This window comes from Streptomyces sp. NPDC006711 (genome assembly GCF_042869775.1).
GTDB lineage: Bacteria > Actinomycetota > Actinomycetes > Streptomycetales > Streptomycetaceae > Streptomyces.
On record NZ_JBIAGO010000016.1, the window covers coordinates 163,939 to 184,623 of the forward strand.

Genomic DNA, 20,685 nt, shown 5'->3' on the forward strand with positions numbered 1-20,685 from the left:
CCCGCCGGCGGGCCCTGCCCGCTACTCCTTGTGGGCGCGGTAGTAGTCGCGCTCCATCTCGCGGGTCTCGACCATGATGTGCAGCCGCCGGCCGGGGGCCGCGCTCACGTGCTTGCGGGCGATCTCCAGGACGGTCTCGCTCAGGTGCTCGATCGCCTTCGGGGTGCGCCCGGAGAGGATGGCGACCTGGATGAAGACGGCGTCCAGGTCGTCCTCACCGGCGCCGAACCAGGCCTCCTCCACGCTCCGGAACCGGGTCTTGAAGGCCTCGGTGGGCGCGTTGATCCCGGCGGCCGCGACCTCGTGGACCTCCTGGGCGAAGGCCGGCCGGTCGAAGGTGGGGGCGAGTTGTCCGGAGTATTCGACGGTGACGAACGGCATGAGCGTTTCCCTTGCGTAGTGGGCTTGAGCAGGGGCGACCGGCCGGCGGCGGTGTGCTGTCGCAGGCGTCCTCGCGCCGCCGCGCGCCTCTTCGTGCTGGTCGGCCCGGAGAAGAACGCGACGACCGTCACCATCCTGCCCAAGCGGGTCGCCGGCGACGTCGGGGCCCTGCCCGCCGCCCTCGACCGCCACGCGACCCGCGCCGGAAGCACCCCGTGCCCGAAGCCCCGCGCCCGAAGCGGCCCGCGCCTACAACACCGGCAGGTTCTTGCGCAGCTCGAAGGCCGTGACCTCGCTGCGGTACTCCTCCCACTCCTGCTTCTTGTTGCGCAGGAAGAAGTCGAAGACGTGCTCGCCCAGCGTCTCGGCGACCAGTTCGCTGCGCTCCATCAGGGCGATCGCCTCGCCCAGGTTCTGCGGCAGGGGCTCGATGCCCATGGCGCGGCGTTCGGCGTCGGTGAGGGCCCAGACGTCGTCGTCGGCGCCCGCCGGGAGCTCGTAGCCCTCCTCGATGCCCTTGAGTCCGGCCGCGAGCAGCAGCGCGTAGGCGAGGTAGGGGTTGCAGCCCGAGTCGAGGGAGCGGACCTCGACGCGCGCGGAGCCCGTCTTGCCCGGCTTGTACATCGGGACGCGGATGAGGGCCGAGCGGTTGTTGTGGCCCCAGCAGATGTACGAGGGCGCCTCGCCGCCCGCGCCCGCCGTGCGCTCCGAGCCGCCCCAGATGCGCTTGTAGGAGTTGACCCACTGGTTGGTGACGGCGGCGATCTCGGCGGCGTGCTTGAGCAGGCCCGCGATGAAGGAGCGGCCCACCTTGGAGAGCTGGTACTCCGCGCCCGACTCGTAGAACGCGTTGCGGTCGCCCTCGAAGAGGGAGAGGTGGGTGTGCATGCCCGAGCCCGGGTACTCCGAGAACGGCTTGGGCATGAACGTGGCCTGCACGCCCTGCTCCAGCGCGACCTGCTTCATGACCAGACGGAACGTCATGATGTTGTCGGCCGTGGAGAGCGCGTCGGCGTAGCGCAGGTCGATCTCCTGCTGGCCCGGCGCGCCCTCGTGGTGGCTGAACTCGACCGAGATGCCCATGGATTCGAGCATGGTGATCGCCTGGCGGCGGAAGTCCATGCCGACGTTCTGCGGGGTGTGGTCGAAGTAGCCCGAGTTGTCGGCGGGGACCGGGCGGGTGCCGTCGAGCGGCTTGTCCTTGAGGAGGAAGAACTCGATCTCGGGGTGGGTGTAGAAGGTGAACCCGAGGTCGGAGGTCTTGGCCAGGATGCGCTTGAGGACGAAGCGCGGGTCCGCGAAGGACGGGGAGCCGTCGGGCATCCGGATGTCGCAGAACATGCGGGCCGTGCCGGGCGCCTCCGCGCGCCAGGGCAGGATCTGGAAGGTGGACGGGTCGGGGCGGGCGATCATGTCGGACTCGTAGACCCGGGCGAAGCCCTCGATGGCCGAGCCGTCGAAGCCGATCCCCTCGTCGAAGGCCTGCTCCAGCTCGGCCGGGGCGACGGCCACCGACTTCAGGAAGCCGAGCACATCGGTGAACCACAGGCGCACGAACCGGATGTCGCGCTCCTCCAGGGTTCGGAGCACGAACTCCTGCTGCTTGTCCATAGCCACATCCTTGCAGTTCAGACGGCCTGTGCGCCGGGGCCCCGCGAATGGGGGACGGCGGGGGAATCCTCAGTATCGAGGCGCGGGATTACCTCCACATTACGCACCCGGTATGACCTACGGCACGTCCCCTCCCCGCGTGTGCCCCCTCGGGACCGGTCCAGCGCGCCGGGGCACCGCGCACCCGACGCGGGCCTCCCCGCGCCCCCGCCCGCCCGCGCGCCCGCGCACTCCCCCGGCGCGCTCCCTCCCGCACTCCCCCGGGCACTCCCCCGGGCGCACCCCCGGGTGCCCGCCGCCGCGCCCAACCGCACAGAAAACGGACCCTTCGCCGTTTTCCAACTGCCCATCCGTAAACGCTCTTTGGCGTTTCTTGGTGATCACATGCCCCCCGCATGAACCGTTCCTGACAAGAGTGACGCATTACATGCGCACATCAGACCGCGCATGCGCAGCAGGCGAAGACCTCACGCAGGGGGTTACATGAGAACAAGCCGCGCATGGCGGCGTACCGGCATGAGCATGGCAGCGACACTGCCTCTGCTCGCCGGCGCGCTCGCCCTCGGCATACCGTCCGCCCAGGCGGCCGACCCGGTCCCGAGCGGGCGGGCCGCCCTCGCGGGCACCAAGCCCGTCTGGGCCACCGGCTCCGCCGACCAGGGAGCGACGGCCGCGTCCACCAAGGTGAACGCCCGGGTCTACCTCGCCGGGCGGGACGCGAAGGGCCTGGACGCGTACGCCGCGGCCGTGTCCGACCCGCGGTCGGCCTCGTACGGCAAGTACCTGAGCGCCGCCGAGACGCAGGCGCGCTTCGGCGCGACCAAGGGGCAGATCGACGCGGTCACCCAGTGGCTGAAGTCGTCCGGACTGACCATCACGGGCTCCAACCAGCACTACATCTCGGTCTCCGGCGACGCGGCCGCCGCGCAGAAGGCGTTCGCCACGCCGCTGCACAACTACCGCAAGGACCAGCGCACTTACCGGGCGCCCGCCAAGGCCGCGTCCGCGCCCGACGCGCTGGCCGGCGCCGTTTTGACGGTCACGGGTCTGGACAACGCCCCGCACCGGGCGACGCACCAGGACACCCTGCCCGGGCCCGGCGCGGGCTTCCACAACGCCGGTCCCTTCTCGACGTACTACGGCTCCAACGTCGCCAAGACGCTGCCGGACGCGTACGGCACGAAGATCCCGTACGCCGTGCACGGCTACACCGGTGAGCAGCTGCGCGCCGCCTACGGCGCCGGCAAGTACACCGGCAAGGGCGTCACCGTCGCGATCACCGACGCGTACGCCTCGCCGACCATGGCCAAGGACGCCGCGCAGTACGCCAAGAACAACGGTGACAAGGCCTACAAGAAGGGCCAGTACACCGAGGTCCTGCCGGCGGAGTTCAACAGCACCGAGGCGTGTGACGCGTCCGGCTGGTACGGCGAGGAATCCCTCGACGTCGAGGCCGTGCACGCGGTCGCCCCCGAGGCGAACATCGTCTACGTCGGCGGCGCGTCCTGCAACGACCCGGATCTGCTCGACGCCCTGAACAAGGTCGTCGACAACCGTCTCGCCGACATGGTCTCCAACTCCTGGGGCGACGTCGAGGCGAACGAGACCCCGGACGTCCAGGCCGCCTACGACCAGACGTTCAAGCTCGGCGCGATCGAGGGCATCGGCTTCTACTTCTCCTCCGGCGACAACGGCGACGAGGCCGCCCACGCCGGCAAGAAGCAGGTCGACACCCCGGCGAACTCCGCCTGGGCGACCTCCGTCGGCGGCACCTCGCTGGCCGTCGGCAAGCACGACACCTACCAGTTCGAGACCGGCTGGGGCACCGAGAAGGCCACCCTGTCCGCCGACGGCAAGAGCTGGGTGAACTTCCCGGGCGCCTACACCGGCGGCGCGGGCGGCGGCACCAGCTCCACCGTGAAGCAGCCGTTCTACCAGCGCGGCATCGTGCCGGACTCGCTGGCCAAGGCCAACGGCGCGACCCCCATGCGCACGGTGCCGGACATCGCGGCCGTGGCCGACCCCAACACCGGGTTCCTGGTGGGCCAGACGCAGGCGTGGCCCGACGGGTCGGTGAAGTACGACGAGTACCGCATCGGCGGCACCTCGCTTGCCGCGCCGGTCATCGCTGGCATCCAGGCCCTGGCCCAGCAGGCCCAGCGCTTCCCGATCGGCTTCGCCAACCCGGGGATCTACGCCCGGTACCACTCGCCGCTCTTCCACGACGTGACGGACCACCCGCTGGGCGCGCACCGTGATCTCGCGGTCGCCCGCGTCGACTTCGCCAACAGCGTGGACGCGTCCAAGGGCGTGCTGACCTCGGTGCGCTCGCTCGGCAAGGACAGCTCGCTGGCCGCGGTCAAGGGGTACGACGACGTGACGGGTGTGGGCTCGCCCGCGCCGGGTTACGTCGCCTCGTACGGCTTCCCGTTCCGCCGCTGACCCGACGGTCCCGGGTCCACCCGGCCCCGCTCCCTGGCCCACCCGGGCCGGGGAGCGGGGCCTTCGTGTTGCCCCTACCGGTGATCCGGATGCACCCAGCCCGGTTTGCGGAAGGTCAGGAAGGCGAGGGGGGCCAGGACGCCGAGGGCCAGGAGGCCGCCGCCGACGATCAGCAGGTAGCGCCACAGCGGCTGGCCGCCGAACTGGTCCGGCGGCACGAACCCGATGCACAGGGCGGCCACCGACGCCACGAACCCGATGCCCGCCACCCAGGCGACCGCGGGCACCCGGAAGCCGCGCTCCACTTCGGGCCGGGTCCTGCGCAGCCTCACCACCGCGACGAACATCAGCAGGTAGGCGATGAGGTAGATCTGGACGGTGATGACGGAGAACATCCAGTACGCGCTCGACACGTCACCGCTGAAGGCGTACAGGATGCCGATCAGCGTGGTGATGACGCCCTGGGCGACCATGACGTTGCGCGGGGTGCCGTACTTGTTCAGGCGCTGGAGGACCGGCGGCAGATAGCCTTCCTGGCGGGCGAGCAGCACCAGGCCCTTGGCGGGACCCGCCAGCCACGTCAGCATGCCGCCGAGCGCGGCCGCCACCAGCATCACGCCGACGACCTTGGTCATCCAGCCGATGTGGAAGTGGTCGAAGAACGCCTGGAACGCCTGCATCAGACCGGCCGTGAGGCTCAGCTCCTTGGACGGCATCACCCAGGAGATGGCCAGGGCCGGAAGGATGAAGATCAGCAGCACGAGCCCGGTCGCGAGCAGCATCGACCTGGGGTATTCGCGCTTGGGCTCGCGCAGCGAGGACACGTGGACGCCGTTCATCTCCATGCCCGCGTAGGACAGGAAGTTGTTGACGATCAGGACCAGGCTGGCGAGCCCGGTCCAGGGCGGCAGCCAGTGCGAGGCGTTCATGGGCGCGGCCGAGGGATTGCCCTGGCCGAGGAAGACGAGCCCGAGGACCACGAGGACGACGCCCGGGATGAGCGTGCCGATGACGAGGCCGAGCGAGCTGAGCCCGGCCACGGTCTTGGTGCCGCGCGAGGAGATCCACACCCCGGTCCAGTAGATGACCACGATGACGACCGCGACGTAGAGCCCGTTCTCGGCCAGGCTCGGATCGATGACGTACGCGAAGGTCGAGGCGACGTACGCCAGTAGGCTCGGGTAGTACGCGATCGTCATCGCGAACTGGCACCACACGGCGAGGAATCCGAGCGGTTTGCCCAGCGCCTCGCTCACCCAGCGGTAGATGCCGCCGGTCCAGCCGGACGCGAGCTCCGCGCCGACCAGGGCGGTCGGGAGCAGGAAGACGACGGCGGGCAGGAGGTAGAGGAAGACCGCGGCGAGGCCGTAGATGGCCATCGAGGGCGAGGGGCGCAGGCTCGCGACGGATGCCGTCGTCATGAGGCCGAGCGTCACCCAGGAGACGAACCGCCGTGCGGTGCCGTCGTCGGCGACGAGTTCTTCATCGGAGGCGTCCGTGGTCGTCATGCGCCCATGATCGGCGCGGCGGCCGGGTCCCGCATGTCGGGCGCGGCCGGTCCGCACGCGACGCGTCCTGCCGAAACGCCCCGGCGCGTAGGCGCCACGCGGCGTCGCTCCACCCCATCGCGTCGCTCTGACGATTAGAGTGGCGCCGTGCCTCAACTACGTCTCGCCCTCGCCCAGATCGACTCGACCGTCGGAGACCTCGCGGGCAACGCCGACGCGGTCGTGCGCTGGACCCGGCACGCGGCCGAGCGGGGCGCGCACCTCGTCGCGTTCCCCGAGATGGTGCTGACCGGCTACCCCGTCGAAGACCTCGCCCTGAGAGGGTCCTTCGTCGAGGCGTCCCGGCAGGCGCTCACCGCGCTCGCGGCGCGCCTTGCGGCGGAGGGGTTCGGTGAGATCCCCGTGGTGGTGGGGTATCTGGACCGCTCACCGGTCGCCGTGCCCCGGCTCGGGCAGCCGGCCGGCGCCCCGCGGAACGCGGCGGCGGTGCTGCACGGCGGCCGGGTCGAGCTCAGCTTCGCCAAGCACCATCTGCCCAACTACGGCGTCTTCGACGAGTTCCGCTACTTCGTGCCGGGCGACACCCTGCCCGTCGTGCGGGTGCGGGGCGTGGATGTGGCGCTCGCCATCTGCGAGGACCTGTGGCAGGACGGCGGGCGCGTCCCGGCGGCCCGCTCCGCCGGCGCGGGCCTGCTGATCTCCGTCAACGCCTCGCCGTACGAGCAGAACAAGGACGACACCCGGCTCGAACTGGTCCGCGCGCGGGCCCGGGAGGCGGGCTGCGTGCTCGCCTATGTGGCGACCACCGGCGGCCAGGACGAGCTGGTCTTCGACGGCGACTCGATCGTCGTCGACGAGCGGGGCGAGGTCCTGGCGCGCGCCCCGCAGTTCACCGAGGTCTGCCTCGTCCTGGACCTGGAGCTGCCGGCCGCGGGCGCCGCGCCCTCGGGCGTGGTCGACGACGGGCTGCGCGTGGACCACGTGGTGATCTCCGACGAGCCGGTCGCGCCGTACGAGCCGGAGCCGCGCGGCGCGTGCGCGGAGCGCCTCGACGACGACGAGGAGGTCTACGCGGCCCTTGTGGCGGGCCTGCGCGCGTACGTCACGAAGAACGGGTTCCGGTCCGTCCTGATCGGCCTGTCCGGCGGCATCGACTCGGCGCTCGTCGCGGCGATCGCCTGTGACGCGCTGGGCGCGGACGGCGTCCACGGTGTCTCCATGCCCTCGAAGTACTCCTCCGACCACTCCAAGAAGGACGCGGCGGAGCTGGCACGGCGTACGGGGCTGCGTCTGCGCACGGTCTCCATCGAGCCGATGTTCGACGCCTACCTGGGCTCCCTCGCGCTGACCGGACTCGCGGAGGAGAACCTTCAGTCCCGGCTGCGCGGCACCCTCCTGATGGCCCTGTCCAACCAGGAGGGCCATCTCGTGCTCGCCCCGGGCAACAAATCCGAGCTGGCGGTGGGGTATTCGACGCTGTACGGCGACTCGGTGGGCGCGTACGGGCCGATCAAGGACGTCTACAAGTCGGCGGTCTTCCGCCTCGCGCGGTGGCGCAACCGGGCGGCCGCCGAGCGTGGCCAGACGCCCCCGATCCCGGAGAACTCCATCTCCAAGCCCCCGAGCGCCGAACTGCGCCCCGGCCAGGTCGACACGGACTCGCTGCCCGACTACCCCGTCCTCGACGCGATCCTGGCCCTGTACGTCGACCGGGACCAGGGCGCGGACGCGATCGTGGCGGCCGGGTACGACGCGGAACTGGTGCGCCGGACGCTGTGGATGGTGGACATGGCGGAGTACAAGCGCCGCCAGTACCCGCCGGGCACGAAGATCTCCCCGAAGGGCTTCGGCAAGGACCGCAGACTCCCGATCACCAACCGGTGGCGCGAGTCACGCTGAGCGGGTCCGGGGCCACGCCCCGGGCCCGTCTCACACCTGGAGCCGGGCCGCGACCGGGAGGTGGTCGCTCTTGGTGCGGGCCAGGGTCCACGACGACTTGGGCTGGATGCCCTTGACCATGATCTGGTCGATCCGGGCCATCGGGAACGAGGCCGGCCAGCTGAACCCGTAGCCGTCGCCCGCGGCGCCCTGGGTGGAGCGCATCTGGGCGGTGATGTTGTTCAGGGAGCGGTCGTTCATCGTGCCGTTGAGGTCGCCGAGCAGGATCACCTTCTTGTTCTGCTCGGCGGAGATCGCCTCACCCAGGGTGTAGGCGCTGTTGTCCCGCTGGTTGGCGGTGAACCCGGCGTTCAGCTTCACCCGTACCGAGGGCATGTGGGCCACATAGACCGCGACGTCGCCGGTCGGGGTCTTCACGGTGGAGCGCATGGCGCGCGTCCAGCCCATCTTGATGTCGACGGGACGGCTGTCGCTCAGCTCGTACTTGGACCACAGGCCCACCGTGCCCTGCACCGAGTGGTACGGGTAGAGGCCCGCGAGCGCCTTCTTGTACGTGTCGACCTCGTCGCCCGGGATCTCCTCAAGGGCCAGGACCTGCGCGCCGGAGGACGCGACCTGGCGGGCGGTGCCGGCCGGGTCGGGGTTGTCGGCGTTGACGTTGTGGGTGGCCACGATCAGATTGCCGCCCGCGCTCTGCTTGTCGGTGAGCAGCCCGCCGAACATGTTGAGCCAGACGATCGTCGGGAGCAGCAGCGCGATCAGAGCGGTCGCCGAGCGGCGCCACAGCGCGAGGCCGAGCAGGACGGGCACGAACAGGCCGAGCCAGGGCAGGAAGGTCTCGGAGAGCGAGCCGAGGTTGCCCACCGAGTTGGGGATGTGCGAGTGCAGGATCATCACGAGGGCGATCACGACGGCGATCCCCGTGAGCACCATGCCCCGGCGCCAGATGCCCCGGTCGCCCCGCCAGCCGTCGACCAGGCGCCGGAACCGGGACCCGCTGCGCTCGTCCTCCGCGCTGCCGTCGCCCGTCTCCGTCATGTACGCCCGCGCCATACCGCTGTCCTCACTGCTGTTCTCGTACTCCGTTCCCCGTCCTTCGACCCTAGGCGAAAACGGGGCGGCCTTGCCTGCCGTCGTGCCTCGCGCACGACATCTCCACGGCCAGCAGGACGAGTGGGCGCGGCGGGGGGTTCCAAGCCGGGGCGTGGCGCGGAGCCCTGTGACACAACGCGCATATTCAGCGCTCCGGGCGCAGCCCTTCGAGTACGGCGTCGACGATGCGCTCGGCGAGCTCGGGCCCGGGCAGTTCACGGCCGGGCCGCAGCATGGTGCGTACCAGCATCGGGGCGACGAAGAGGTCGCCGGCCATCTCCAGGTCGATCCCGGCGCGGATCTCGCCGTTCTCGATGCCCCGCCGCAGCACGTCGTCGAAGAGCCGGCGGCGGGGGTCGATGACCAGGCTGTGGTACTTGGACCAGAGCGTGGGGTAACTCTGCATCTGGGCGAAGACGTTGTGCAGCAGGGCGGAGGACTGCTTGGCCGCGCCGCGCACCCGTACGTTGTCGACCATCGTGACGAGGTCGTCGCGCAGACAGCGGCCGGCCGGCGGCGGGCTCGGCGACTCCATGGACCGCACGACCTCGACGTACAGCTCCTCCTTGCCGGCCCAGCGCCGGTAGATGGTGGCCTTGCCGACGCCGGCGGTGCGCGCGATGCGCTCGATGGAGAGGTCGGCGAGCGAGACGCCTTCCTCCAGCAGTTTGATGACGGCTTCCAGGATCTGGCGCTCCGCGGCCTGCGAGCGGGGCCGCCCGCGCCGGGGTTCGCCGTCCTTGTGCTGCTTGTCCATCGAGTTGTCCATCGAGGTCACGCCCGCTCCGTTTCGTCTCGACCGGCCCGTTGATTGTCCCGAAGGCCCCCGGCCCGGCCGCGGGCGGCCTCGGGTAGCGGCAGACGGCCTCGGCTAGGGGGTGTCTGGTGGATCAGGGTCGGTCAGGGCGCGGCGTCTGGTGCGGTGCATCGCAAGGCGCCGGAGCGTCTCGATAGCGGAGCTATCGGGGCGATTCGGCAACGCCGCGAGGTGCCGTGCCAGACGCCGCGCCCCCGGCCATGGTCCACCAGACACCCCCTAGCGGCGGGCGGCCTCGGCGGGCCGGTCCCGCGCGGTGGGCGCCTGGTCCTGGGCGGGCCTGCCCGGCAGGAACAGGGCGACGACGAGGGCGCCGAGCAGGGCCACGCCCGAGGAGGCGAAGGCGGTGATGTGCATGGCGTGCAGGAAGGCGTCGTCGGCGGGGCCGATCAGGGCCTTGCCCGCCGGGCCCATCCGTTCGGCGACGCCGAGGGTCGCCTCGATGGATTCGCCGGCCGCCTTGCGCGCGCCTTCGGGGACCGCGTCGAGGTGGCTCTGGATGCGGCCCCGGTAGACGGTGGACAGCAGCGAGCCCAGCACGGCGATGCCGAGCGCGCCGCCGACCTGGCGGAAGGTGTTGTTGACGGCCGAGCCCGAGCCGGCCTTCTCGCGCGGCAGCGCCTGCATGATCGAGACGGTGACGGGCGGCATGATGTGGGCCATTCCGGCGCCCTGGACGAAGAAGACGACCTCCATGACCCAGATGGGCGTGTCCACGCCGAACAGGCCGAAGGCGGCGAGGCCGAAGGCCACCAGGACAAGGCCCGCCGTGCACACCGCGCGGGCGCCGAAGCGGTCGACGACCAGCCGGGCGCGCGGCGCGAAGATCATCTGGGCGGCGGCGAGCGGCAGGATGAGCAGCCCGGAGCGCAGGGCGCTGTAGCCGCGCACGCTCTGCATGTAGAAGACCGAGAAGAAGGTCACGCCCATCAGCGCGAAGAACGTCAGCGCGATGGCGACGACGGCGGCCGAGAACGCGGGCTTCTTGAAGTAGCCGATGTCGATGGCGGGATGCGCGCAGCGCTTCTCGTACGCCACGAAGCCGACCAGGACCGCGATGCCGCCGAGGGTGGTGGCGAGCACCGTCGTGTCCGTGAAGTCGGCGAGCTCGCCGCCGTGGATGATCCCGTACACCAGCAGCACCAGGCCCACGACGGACAGCAGCACGCCCACCGGGTCGAGCCTGCCGGGGTTCGGGTCCCTGGAGTCCGGTACGAGCACGATCATGGCGATCAGGGCGATGAGCACGACCGGCACGTTGACCAGGAAGACCGAGCCCCACCAGAAGTGCTGGAGCAGTACGCCGCCGGTGATGGGCCCGATCGCGATGGCGAGGCCGACGCCGCCGGCCCAGATGCCGATCGCCTTGGGCTGCTCCTCGCGCTCGAAGACGTTCATGAGGACGGCGAGGGTGGCGGGCATCACGAAGGCGCCGCCGAGGCCCATCAGGGCGCGGAAGGCGATGAGCTGGTCCGGGGAGTTGGAGAAGGCGGCGAGCACCGAGCCGAGGCCGAAGACCGTGATGCCGAAGAGCAGGATCTTCTTGCGGCCGAGCCGGTCGCCGAGCAGTCCGGAGGTGAAGAGCAGTCCGGCGAAGACGAGCGTGTAGGCGTTGATCGCCCACTCCAGCTCGCTCTGGGTGGCGCCGATGCCGGTGGGGGCGGGGCTCGCGATCGTCTTGACGGCGACGTTCAGGATCGAGTTGTCCAGGACGACGATCAGCAGGCTGAGCATCAGGACGGCGAGTATCGCCCAGCGCCGGCGGTGGACGGCTTCGGGTATCCGGGGTGCGGCCGGGGCGCCGGACGCGGCAGACGTGGTTGGCATGCGCACAGCCTAAGTCCATTTCGAAACGGAACCGTCTCGTATAGGAAGGACTTTACTTTCCGGCCACCGGGCGACGACGGCCGGGGCGCGCGGGGCCGTGTCTTTCCCAACACACCCCACTTCCCGGCAGGGGGCACGGGGTGCCACCATGGATGTGGTCCGGAGACGCCGTAAGGGCGCTTCGAGATGACGAACAGGAGCCGTTGCGATGACGCAACACCTTCAGGCTGCCCAGAATCAGAAGGCTTCCGACAGCAGCGACCCCAAGGCGCTGTACGGGGGCAAGGGCACCCGGCGCATCACCGTGCACGACATCGCCGGCGCCAAGGCGCGCGGCGAGAAGTGGCCCATGCTCACCGCCTACGACGCGATGACCGCGTCCGTCTTCGACGAGGCCGGCATCCCGGTCCTGCTCGTGGGCGACTCCATGGGCAACTGCCACCTCGGATACGAGACGACCGTCCCGGTCACCCTCGACGAGATCACCATGCTCTCCGCCGCCGTCGTCCGGGGCACCTCGCGCGCCCTGGTCGTGGCCGACCTGCCTTTCGGTTCCTACCAGGAGGGCCCGGTGCAGGCGCTGCGCTCGGCCATGCGCCTGGTCAAGGACGCGGGAGTCGGCGCGGTCAAGCTGGAGGGCGGTGAGCGCAGCCACGAGCAGATCCGGCTGCTCGTCGACTCCGGCATCCCCGTCGTCGGCCACATCGGCCTCACCCCGCAGTCGGTGAACACACTGGGCTACCGGGTGCAGGGCCGGGGCGACGAGGCGGCGCACCAGCTGCTGCGCGACGCCAAGGCGGTCCAGGACGCGGGGGCGTTCGCGATCGTGCTCGAACTGGTCCCCGCGGAGCTCGCCGCCGAGGTGACCCGCATCCTGCACATCCCGACGGTGGGCATCGGCGCGGGCATCGAGTGCGACGCGCAGGTGCTCGTCTACACCGACATGGTGGGCCTCACCCCCGGCAAGGCCCCCCGCTTCAGCAAGCAGTACGTCAACCTGCGCCAGTCCCTCGGGGACGCGGCGAAGGCCTTCGCCGGCGAGGTCGTCGGCGGCTCCTTCCCGGCCGAGGAGCACACCTTCCACTAGGGGGTGTCTGGTGGATCAGGGTCGCCCCCGGCCATGGTCCACCAGACACCCCCTAGCTCCGGGCAGCCTCCGGGCTTCCGCCACCAGCCACTGCGGTCACGACGACAGTCCGCCGACTTCCCCCATCGGCGGGCTGTCCGTCGTTGCAGGACCCGATCGCCGCGCGGCGCCTTGCGGGGCGTGACGGCGCTTGTCGGGGCGTGATGGCGCCTGTCGGCGGTGCGGGCCGTGGCTGTCGGCGGTGCGGGCGGGGGCTGTCGGCGGTGCGGACGGGGGCTGTCGGCGGCATGTCGGCGGATTGTCGGTGGCGCCTGGCACCTTGGTGTCCATGACGCGAATCGACAAGAAGCCCGACAACAACGGAGCCGGTGCCGGGATCGCCGTCTCCGTGCGGGGGCTGGTGAAGCACTTCGGCGACACCTTGGCACTGGACGGCGTGGACCTGGACGTCCGCGAGGGCACCGTGCTCGGTGTCCTCGGCCCCAACGGCGCCGGCAAGACCACGCTCGTGCGCTGCCTTTCGACCCTGCTCGTGCCCGACGCCGGCACCGCGACCGTGGCCGGTTACGACGTGGTGCGCCAGCCGCGCCAGCTGCGCCGCACGATCGGCCTGACCGGGCAGTACGCCTCGGTCGACGAGAAGCTGTCCGGCCGCGAGAACCTGTACATGATCGGCCGGCTGCTCGACCTGCCCCGCAAGGAGGCGCGTTCGCGGGCGGACGAACTCCTGGAGCGCTTCTCGCTCACGGAGGCCGCCAAGCGGCCCGCGATGACCTACTCCGGCGGTATGCGCCGCCGGCTCGACCTGGCCGCCTCCATGATCGGCCACCCGGCCGTGCTCTACCTGGACGAGCCGACCACGGGCCTGGACCCGCGCACCCGCAACGAGGTGTGGGACGAGGTGCGCCGGATGGTCGCCGAGGGCGCCACCGTGCTGCTGACCACGCAGTACATGGAGGAGGCCGAGCAGCTGGCGAGCGAGCTCACCGTCATCGACCGGGGCCGGGTCATCGCCGAGGGCGAGGTGGACGAGCTGAAGGCCCGGGTCGGCGGCCGCACGCTTCAGATCCGGCCCGTGGACCCCGGGCAGCTCGGCGAGATGGCGCGGGCCGTCACCGAGGCGGGCCTGGGCGGCGCCGCCGGCACCCAGGCCGTGCCCGACGAGAACGTCCTGAACGTGCCGATCCTCAGCGACGAGCAACTGACCGCCGTCGTCGGCCTGTTGGGGGCGCGCGGCTTCGGCATCGCCCACATAGGCACCCACCTTCCCAGCCTGGACGAGGTGTTCTTGGCCATCACCGGCCAGAAGACCGCCGACTCCCAGGACGCCACCCGTCAGACCGAGGAGGTCGCGGCATGAGCACCACCACCACTGCCACCGTCAACGCCCCTGCCCAGCCGGCCCCCAAGGCGCCGGCGCCGGCCAGGGGCAGGGACGACGGGCGGATCGGAGCGCGCGCCAATCTGCGCCACATCGGCGCCCTGGCGCGCCGCAACATGCTCCAGATCAAGGCCGACCCGGAGTCGATGTTCGACGCCGTCCTGATGCCGATCATCTTCGTGCTGCTCTTCGTGTACGTCTTCGGCGGCGCGATGTTCGGCGACGGGAACCGGGGCCAGTACGTCAACTACCTGGTGCCCGGCCTGATGGCGATGATGGGCATCAACATCGCGATGGCGGTCGGCACCGGCGTCAACGACGACTTCAAGAAGGGCGTGATGGACCGGTTCCGGACGATGCCCATCGCCCGGTCCTCCGTCCTGATCGCCAAGATGGTGGTCGAGGTCGGCCGCATGCTGGTGGCCACCACGATCCTGCTGGTCATGGGCTTCATCCTGGGCCTGACCGTCAGCACCTCGGTGTTCGGCCTGCTCGCCGCCGTCGGTCTGTCACTCGTGTTCGGCGCGTCCCTCATGTGGATCTTCATCCTGCTCGGACTCACGATGAAGACGGCCCAGGCCGTCCAGGGAGTGGCCATGCTCGTTCTGATGCCGCTCCAGTTCGGTTCGTCCATCTTCGCCAAGCCGACCACGATGCCGGGCTGGCTCCAGTCCTTCACCGACTACAACCCGCTGTCCAACCTGGCGGACGCGGCCCGCGGCCTGATCACCGGCGGCCCCGTCGCCCACTCCGCCCTGATGACGCTGGCCTGGTCGGCGGGGATCACCCTGGTGATGGCGCCGCTTGCGGTCGCCAAGTTCCGTAAGCGCACCTGATCCTGACGCCATGTCAGGGCTTGCTTTCGCGCCGCGCCAGGGCGATGGCCTCCTCCCGGGAGAGGCCACCGCCTTCGGCGTGGGCGGCGGCGTAGGCGTCGTCGTCGAGCATGGCGCGCACGGCCCGCTCCGCCGAAGCCCGCTGCTGCGCCTCCACCGGCGAGGAGAAGTGGCCGGCCGGAAGCAGCGCGTCGTGCGCGCCGATCAGGCGGGCCGCGTCCAGGCCGTTCCGGTCGCCGCCGAGTCCGGCGATCGCCCAGGCCGCCGTGAGCAGGTGGACGGCGATCATCTCGGGCGCGACCATCTGCGCCAGCGGCTCAAGGGCCCGCTCCAGCGCGGCCAGCGCCCCGGTCAGCGCCTCGCGATAACGGCCCTCTTCGTTGTCCAGCCAGGCCCGGACGCCGAGCACGAACCCCTCGAACAGCAGGAGGGTGGCGGAGCCGAAGTCCCGCAGCATCACCTCGATGTGCTCGCGCGCCTCGTCGTAGCGGCGGGTGCGGCCCAGCCACACGGCGAGCACCAGGCGCGCCGCGAGCCGCGCCTCGACGCCCGCGCGGCGGTCGTCGGCCAAGATCTCGCGCAGCATCGCCTCGCCGCGCTCGGCCTGCCCCGTCTCCAGGAGGGTGGCGGCGAGCCTGGCCCTGAGCAGCGTCACCTGGGCCTGGGCGCCGAGCTGTTCGGCGTAGCGCAGGGCGTCGGAGAAGTCCTGCGCGGCCAGGGCGAACGCGCGCCGCTTCTCCCGCGCCTCGCCCCTGGCCGCCAGCGCCTCCGCCGCGCCCCAGGCGTCCCCGAGCCGCTGGAACAGCAGCAGACTGGCCTCGGCGTCACCGGCCGCGTCGCCCGCCCAGGCGGTGCGGTTGGCCAGGACGTTGGCGCGCATCTGGAGGGCGGCGGCCAGCTCCCACTCGTGACCGAGCTCTTCGCAGGCGCTCACCGTCGCGTCCAGGACCACTTGCAGCCGGTTCTGGTCCCCGGTGAGCACCAGCGGGAAGAACCAGAGCGAGCCCGGCATGTGGCAGGTCTGGGGCAGGCCGGGGCGGTAGGCGGAGACGATCGCGTGGACGCGCTCCAGGGCGTCCGGCGAGGTCCACTCGTCCACGGCGTGGTCCATCGAGGCCAGCTGCACCAGGCGTACGCCGCGCCGCGCCTCCCACAGCACCTCGGGGTCGAGGGGCGGCGGGGCGTCCACGCACCGCGTGTACACCGGCGGCGCGGGCGTCACGGGCGGGGCGAAGGGGTCGGGGCCGAGTTCCGCCGCCTCCCGCGACCAGTGCCGCGACTCGCTGCGCAGGTCGCGCATCTGCCAGTACCAGAGCATGGCGTGCACCAGGCACAGCGCCTCCTGCTCGTCGCGCAGCGCCACCGAGCGGCCGAGCGCGGTCCGCAGGTTCTCGTACTCGCGCTCGAAGGCGTCGATCGCGACCCGCTGGCCCGGGCCGCGCAGCCCGGCGTCGGTGCGGCGGGCGAACTCGCGGTAGTACGTGAGGTGGCGCCGCTCGGCGCCGGCGCGGCCCCCGGCGTCGTCAAGGCGCTCGCCGGCGTACTCCGCGACGGTTTCGAGCAGCCGGTAGCGCATCTGGCCGGTGTCGTCCGGCGCGGCCACCACGAGCGACTTGTCGACGAGCGAGCCCAGCACCTCCGGCACGTCGTAGGCGCTCACCCCGGCCGCCTCGCCGGGCCCGCTCTCCTCGGCGCACACCGCTTCGGCCGCCGTCAGGTCGCAGCCGCCCGCGAAGACGGCGAGCCGCCCCAGCACGGCGCGCTCGGCGGCCTCAAGCAGCTCCCAGGACCAGTCGACGACGGCGCGCAGGGTCTGCTGGCGCGGCAGCACGGTGCGGCTGCCGCTGGTGAGCAGCCGGAAGCGGTCGTCGAGCCGGTCCGCGATCTGACGGGGCGTCAGCATGCGCAGGCGCGCGGCGGCCAGTTCGATGGCGAGCGGAAGCCCGTCCAGGCGCCGGCAGATCTCCTCGGCCGCCGCAGGATCGTCCTCCACCCGGAACCCGGGCCGGGCCGAGGCACCCCGTTCGGCGAGCAGCCGCAGCGCGAAGGGCGCGGGCAGCGGCTCGACCGGGCGCACCAACTCCCCCGGCACGCCCAGCGGTTCACGGCTCGTGGCGAGGATCACCAGGCGCGGACAGCGGGCCAGCAGATGCTCCGCGAGGGCCGCCGCCGCGCCGATCACGTGCTCGCAGTTGTCCAGGAGCAGCAGCATGCGGCGCGGCCCGCAGTGTTCGGCGAGCCGGACCAGGGGGTCGTCGGCGTGCCGGTCGGCGGCGGTCCTCAGCTCCTCGGCGCCCGCCGAGTGCAGCACCGTCTTGCGGGCGCCCACGGCGGTGAGCACGGCGGCGGCCACCCCGGCCGGGTCGGCGGGGCCCGCGGTGCCCTTGACGGGGGCGAGTTCGGCCAGCCACACCCCGTCGGGCCAGCGGTCGGCGACCCCTTCGGCGGCCTCCTGCGAGAGCCGCGTCTTGCCGGCGCCGCCGGGTCCGAGCAGCGTGACGAGCCGGGCCGCCGCGAGGTCGCCACGGATGGCCGCCAGATCGTCCTGGCGCCCGACGAAGGAGGTCAGCCGGGCCCTCAGATTGCCGCGCGCGTCGGGCGCGGGCGGCGAAGGCGCGGGCTCGGGGTTCAGCAACTCGGCGTGGATGGCGCGCAGTTCGGGCCCGGGGTCGGCGCCGAGCCCGTCGGCGAGTGTGGTGCGTACGCTCTCGTAGGCGGCCAGCGCCTCGGCGGGGCGGCCCGCGGCACGCAGTGCCCTGATCCACAGGGCGTGCAGCGGCTCGTCCAGCGGGTGGCTCGCGCACAGGGCGGCGAGTTCGGCCAGCGTCTCATCGGCGCGGCCCAGCGAAAGGGCGGCGGCGAGCCGCAGCCGGCGGGCGTCGAGCCTGCGGGCCTCGGCGCGGGCGGCGAGGGCGCCGGGGTCGGGCAGGTCGGCGAGCGCGGCGCCCGCCCACAGCCCGAGCGCGTCGTCCAGCAGCGTCGCCGCCTTGGCCGGATCGCCCTCCTCAAGGGCGCGGGCGCCGTCCGCCGTCAGCCGCTCGAAGCGGTGCAGATCGACGTCCTCCGTTTCTGCGGCGAGTCCGTAGCCGCCGCTTTCGGCCGAGAAGACCGCCTCATGGCCAAGGACCCGGCGCAGCCGGCCGACCAGCGCCTGCAACGCGCCCGGGGCGTCGGCGGGCGGCTCGTCGCCCCACACCTCACCGACGAGGACGTTCCCGGGGACGGCCCGTCCGGGCCGCAGCGCGAGCACCGTCAACAGGGCGCGCAGCCGAGCGCCCCCGAGGGCGACGGGGGTGCCGTCGGGGCGGTGGACCTGGGTGTTGCCGAGAATCCGGTAGCGCACGCCCCCCATTCTCATCGACGCGGCGATCTCCCGGCCCCGGGGTGGGCAACTCGCGGCGGGGCAGGGGAACTCACGCGGGGAGCCGGGACGTTTGACGCTCACCCTGTACGGTCGGGCGCGCGACCTGCCCGCCCTCCCGCCAGCACTCCTGCCCGCCCTTCCCGCCAGCACTGGAGCACACCGCATGGCCACCGCACCCTCCCGTCACCACGACCGGCGGATCAGCCCGGTCTTCCTCGGGATCGTCGCCGTCATGGCGGTCTCCGGGTGGGCGGTGTGGACGAGTTACGCCGCCTCGCGCGGCCTGGCCGTCTTCCTGTTCGTGACGTCCGCGTGGGTCGTGTCGCTGTGCCTGCACGAGTACGCCCACGCCCGCACCGCGCTGCACGGCGGGGACATCACGATCGGCGCCAAGGGCTATCTGACGCTCAATCCGCTGAAGTACACCCACGCGGCGCTCTCGATCGTGCTGCCGGTGATCTTCGTAATCATGGGCGGTATCGGCCTGCCGGGCGGCGCGGTCTTCATCGAGCGCTCCCGGATCCGGGGCCGGTGGCGGCACAGCCTGATCTCGGCGGCGGGCCCGCTCACCAATGTCGCGTTCGCGATCGTGTGCACGGCGCCGTTCTGGCTGGGCGCCCTGGACGGGGTGCCCTACGACTTCCGGGTGGCGCTGGCCTTCCTCGCGCTGCTCCAGGTGTCGGCGGCAATCTTGAACTTCCTGCCGGTGCCGGGCCTTGACGGGTACGGGATCATCGAGCCCTGGCTCTCGCACGCGGCGCGGCGCCAGGTCGAGCCGTTCGCGCCGTTCGGGCTGCTCGCGGTGTTCGGGCTGCTGTGGATCCCCGAGATCAACAGTGAGTTCTTCCGGTTGATCTACGCGATCCTCGACGCCCTGGGCGTCTCCGACCTGGAAGCGGCGGCCGGCCGGAGCCTCTACCAGTTCTGGCCCGACCTCACGCTCGCCCCGCAGGGCTGAGCCGGCCGCGCTCACTCACCGGGGGTCGCGGCCCGGTCCCTGCGCAGGTAGTACCAGCACATGTTGGACGAGAGTCCCACGAGCAGCACCCAGATGATTCCGAGCCAGCTGCCCTGGACGAAGGAGACCACGGCCGCGACGACGGCGAGGACACAGACGGCGAGGGCGTACAGGGCGAGGCGGGGCATGGAGGGGGGCTCCTGTCGGGTACGGCTGCGGTGCGGCACTGCGGTGGGGCGGGACGACCCGGCGGGGTGGGGGCCGGGACGAAAGGGACGGACGGGCTCAGCGCCCGCCCGTCCAGTGTCCCCCATCACCGGCGACACCCGGCACCCCGGTCGCGGCGAGCCCGGGCGTCGGCGCGCTCAGACGTTGCCGCGCCCAGACGTTGCCGCACCCCGATCGCGCCGCGCCCAGACGACGGCGCGCCCGGACATTGCCGCACCCCGATCGCGCCGCGCCCAGACGTCGGCGCGCCCGGACATTGCCGCACCCCGATCGCGCCGCGCCCAGACGTCGGCGCGCTCGGACATTGCCGCACCCCGGTCGCGCCGCGCCCAGACATCGATGCGCTCGGACGTTGCCGCGCCCAGACGTCGCCGCACCCCGATCGCGCCACGCTCAGACGACGGCGCGCCCGGGCGTCGCTGCGCCCAGGCATCGCCGCGCCCATACCGCCGCCGCGCCCAGACGTCTCCGCGCTCAGACGTCGGTGACGCGCAGCCCCGCGTGCGCCTTGTGCCGGCGGTTCACCGAGATCAGGTTCGCGACCAGCGACTCGACCTGGTGGGCGTTGCGCAGCCGACCGGCGAAGACGCCGCGCATGCCGGGGATGCGGCCGGCCAGCGCCTGCACGATGTCGGTGTCGGCGCGGGCCTCGCCGAGCACCATCACATCGGTGTCGATCTCCTCGATCGAGGCGTCCTGCAACAGCACCGCCGACAGGTGGTGGAAGGCCGCCGTCACCCGCGCGTCCGGCAGCAGCGCGGCGGCCTGCTGGGCCGCGCTGCCCTCCTCTGGCTTCAGGGCGTACGCGCCCTGCTTGTCGAAGCCCAGCGGATTGACGCAGTCGATCACGAGCTTGCCCGCAAGCTCCTCGCGCAGCGACGTGAGCGTCTTGGCGTGGCCCTCCCACGGCACCGCGACGATCACGATGTCGCTGCGCCGCGCGCACTCGGCGTTGTCGGCGCCCTCGACGCCGAACCCGAGCTCGTCGGCCGCGCTCCGGGCGCGCTCGGCGGCGCGCGAGCCGATGATCACCTTCTGCCCGGCCCGGGCGAGCCGGTAGGCCAGACCACGGCCCTGGTCGCCGGTGCCGCCGAGCACGCCGACGACGAGACCGGAGACGTCCGGCAGGTCCCAGGGGTCCCTCGGGGCGGGCTTCGCCTTGTCAGTGGAAGTCATGAGGGCGACCTTACTCGTCCGTAGCGAAACGTTCGTTGGAGTGACGGACCCCCGGTTCGGGCCCGCCCGCGCCCCCGG

The 20,685-nt window shown here is 71.9% G+C and carries 15 protein-coding genes; 6 read left to right on the forward strand and 9 right to left on the reverse strand.

All coding sequences use genetic code 11. The features are described from left to right. Nucleotides 1–21: 21 nt before the first annotated feature. Complete coding sequence (locus ACFYM2_RS27170; protein ID WP_359007548.1) at nucleotides 22–381, reverse strand: isomerase; 360 nt, start codon at nucleotides 379–381, stop codon at nucleotides 22–24. Nucleotides 382–630: 249 nt separating this feature from the next. Then, nucleotides 631–1,992 carry a glutamine synthetase family protein gene (locus ACFYM2_RS27175; RefSeq protein WP_053723940.1) on the reverse strand — a complete coding sequence of 454 codons (1,362 nt, stop codon included), beginning with the start codon at nucleotides 1,990–1,992 and terminating at the stop codon, nucleotides 631–633. A 522-nt stretch (nucleotides 1,993–2,514) separates the two neighbouring features. On the opposite strand from ACFYM2_RS27175, the gene ACFYM2_RS27180 reads away from it, so the two are divergent. Continuing rightward, the gene (locus tag ACFYM2_RS27180; protein WP_388457861.1) at nucleotides 2,515–4,434 is read left to right on the forward strand and encodes a protease pro-enzyme activation domain-containing protein; all 1,920 of its coding nucleotides are present in this window, start codon (nucleotides 2,515–2,517) and stop codon (nucleotides 4,432–4,434) included. A 74-nt stretch (nucleotides 4,435–4,508) separates the two neighbouring features. On the opposite strand, the gene ACFYM2_RS27185 is transcribed toward ACFYM2_RS27180, so the two are convergent. Continuing rightward, complete coding sequence (locus ACFYM2_RS27185) at nucleotides 4,509–5,942, reverse strand: APC family permease (RefSeq protein WP_359007554.1); 1,434 nt, start codon at nucleotides 5,940–5,942, stop codon at nucleotides 4,509–4,511. A gap of 147 nt (nucleotides 5,943–6,089) precedes the next feature. Here ACFYM2_RS27185 and ACFYM2_RS27190 point away from each other — a divergent pair, with 147 nt between their 5' ends. Next, nucleotides 6,090–7,841 (forward strand): NAD+ synthase, encoded by a 1,752-nt coding sequence (locus ACFYM2_RS27190; protein ID WP_388839831.1) that lies wholly within the window; start codon nucleotides 6,090–6,092, stop codon nucleotides 7,839–7,841. A gap of 30 nt (nucleotides 7,842–7,871) precedes the next feature. Here ACFYM2_RS27190 and ACFYM2_RS27195 read toward each other — a convergent pair whose 3' ends face one another. From ACFYM2_RS27195 to ACFYM2_RS27205, 3 genes are all read right to left on the reverse strand, one after another. Further along, entirely contained in the window at nucleotides 7,872–8,774 is a 903-nt protein-coding gene (locus ACFYM2_RS27195; RefSeq protein WP_388839854.1) for an endonuclease/exonuclease/phosphatase family protein, read from the reverse strand. 304 nt (nucleotides 8,775–9,078) lie between these two features. Continuing rightward, nucleotides 9,079–9,702, reverse strand: coding sequence for a TetR/AcrR family transcriptional regulator (locus tag ACFYM2_RS27200; RefSeq protein WP_388839857.1), 624 nt, complete (start codon nucleotides 9,700–9,702; stop codon nucleotides 9,079–9,081). Between the two features lie 267 nt (nucleotides 9,703–9,969). After that, complete coding sequence (locus ACFYM2_RS27205; protein WP_388839834.1) at nucleotides 9,970–11,577, reverse strand: MFS transporter; 1,608 nt, start codon at nucleotides 11,575–11,577, stop codon at nucleotides 9,970–9,972. 208 nt (nucleotides 11,578–11,785) lie between these two features. Here ACFYM2_RS27205 and panB point away from each other — a divergent pair, with 208 nt between their 5' ends. The 3 genes from panB to ACFYM2_RS27220 all read left to right on the forward strand — a co-directional run bounded on the left by panB (nucleotide 11,786) and on the right by ACFYM2_RS27220 (nucleotide 14,881). Continuing rightward, nucleotides 11,786–12,664, forward strand: a complete 879-nt coding sequence (gene panB / locus ACFYM2_RS27210; RefSeq protein ID WP_359007565.1) for a 3-methyl-2-oxobutanoate hydroxymethyltransferase — start codon at nucleotides 11,786–11,788, stop codon at nucleotides 12,662–12,664. A 328-nt stretch (nucleotides 12,665–12,992) separates the two neighbouring features. Then, nucleotides 12,993–14,024, forward strand: coding sequence for an ATP-binding cassette domain-containing protein (locus ACFYM2_RS27215; RefSeq protein ID WP_388457868.1), 1,032 nt, complete (start codon nucleotides 12,993–12,995; stop codon nucleotides 14,022–14,024). After that, nucleotides 14,021–14,881, forward strand: a complete 861-nt coding sequence (locus ACFYM2_RS27220; protein WP_359007570.1) for an ABC transporter permease — start codon at nucleotides 14,021–14,023, stop codon at nucleotides 14,879–14,881. Before ACFYM2_RS27215 ends, ACFYM2_RS27220 begins: the two co-directional genes overlap by 4 nt. 13 nt (nucleotides 14,882–14,894) lie before the next feature. Here ACFYM2_RS27220 and ACFYM2_RS27225 read toward each other — a convergent pair whose 3' ends face one another. After that, a complete protein-coding gene (locus ACFYM2_RS27225) occupies nucleotides 14,895–18,233 on the reverse strand; it encodes a BTAD domain-containing putative transcriptional regulator (RefSeq protein WP_388839859.1) in 3,339 nt (1,112 codons plus the stop codon). A 175-nt stretch (nucleotides 18,234–18,408) separates the two neighbouring features. Between ACFYM2_RS27225 and ACFYM2_RS27230 the strand changes: the two genes are divergently transcribed. Next, nucleotides 18,409–19,203: a site-2 protease family protein gene (locus tag ACFYM2_RS27230; RefSeq protein ID WP_388839837.1), complete on the forward strand. Its 795-nt coding sequence runs from the start codon at nucleotides 18,409–18,411 to the stop codon at nucleotides 19,201–19,203. 11 nt (nucleotides 19,204–19,214) lie between these two features. Here the strand turns inward: ACFYM2_RS27230 and ACFYM2_RS27235 are convergent, their stop codons facing one another. After that, nucleotides 19,215–19,391 carry a hypothetical protein gene (locus ACFYM2_RS27235; RefSeq protein ID WP_350229972.1) on the reverse strand — a complete coding sequence of 59 codons (177 nt, stop codon included), beginning with the start codon at nucleotides 19,389–19,391 and terminating at the stop codon, nucleotides 19,215–19,217. A gap of 514 nt (nucleotides 19,392–19,905) precedes the next feature. Continuing rightward, entirely contained in the window at nucleotides 19,906–20,607 is a 702-nt protein-coding gene (gene npdG / locus ACFYM2_RS27240) for an NADPH-dependent F420 reductase (RefSeq protein WP_359007576.1), read from the reverse strand. Nucleotides 20,608–20,685 lie beyond the last annotated feature (78 nt).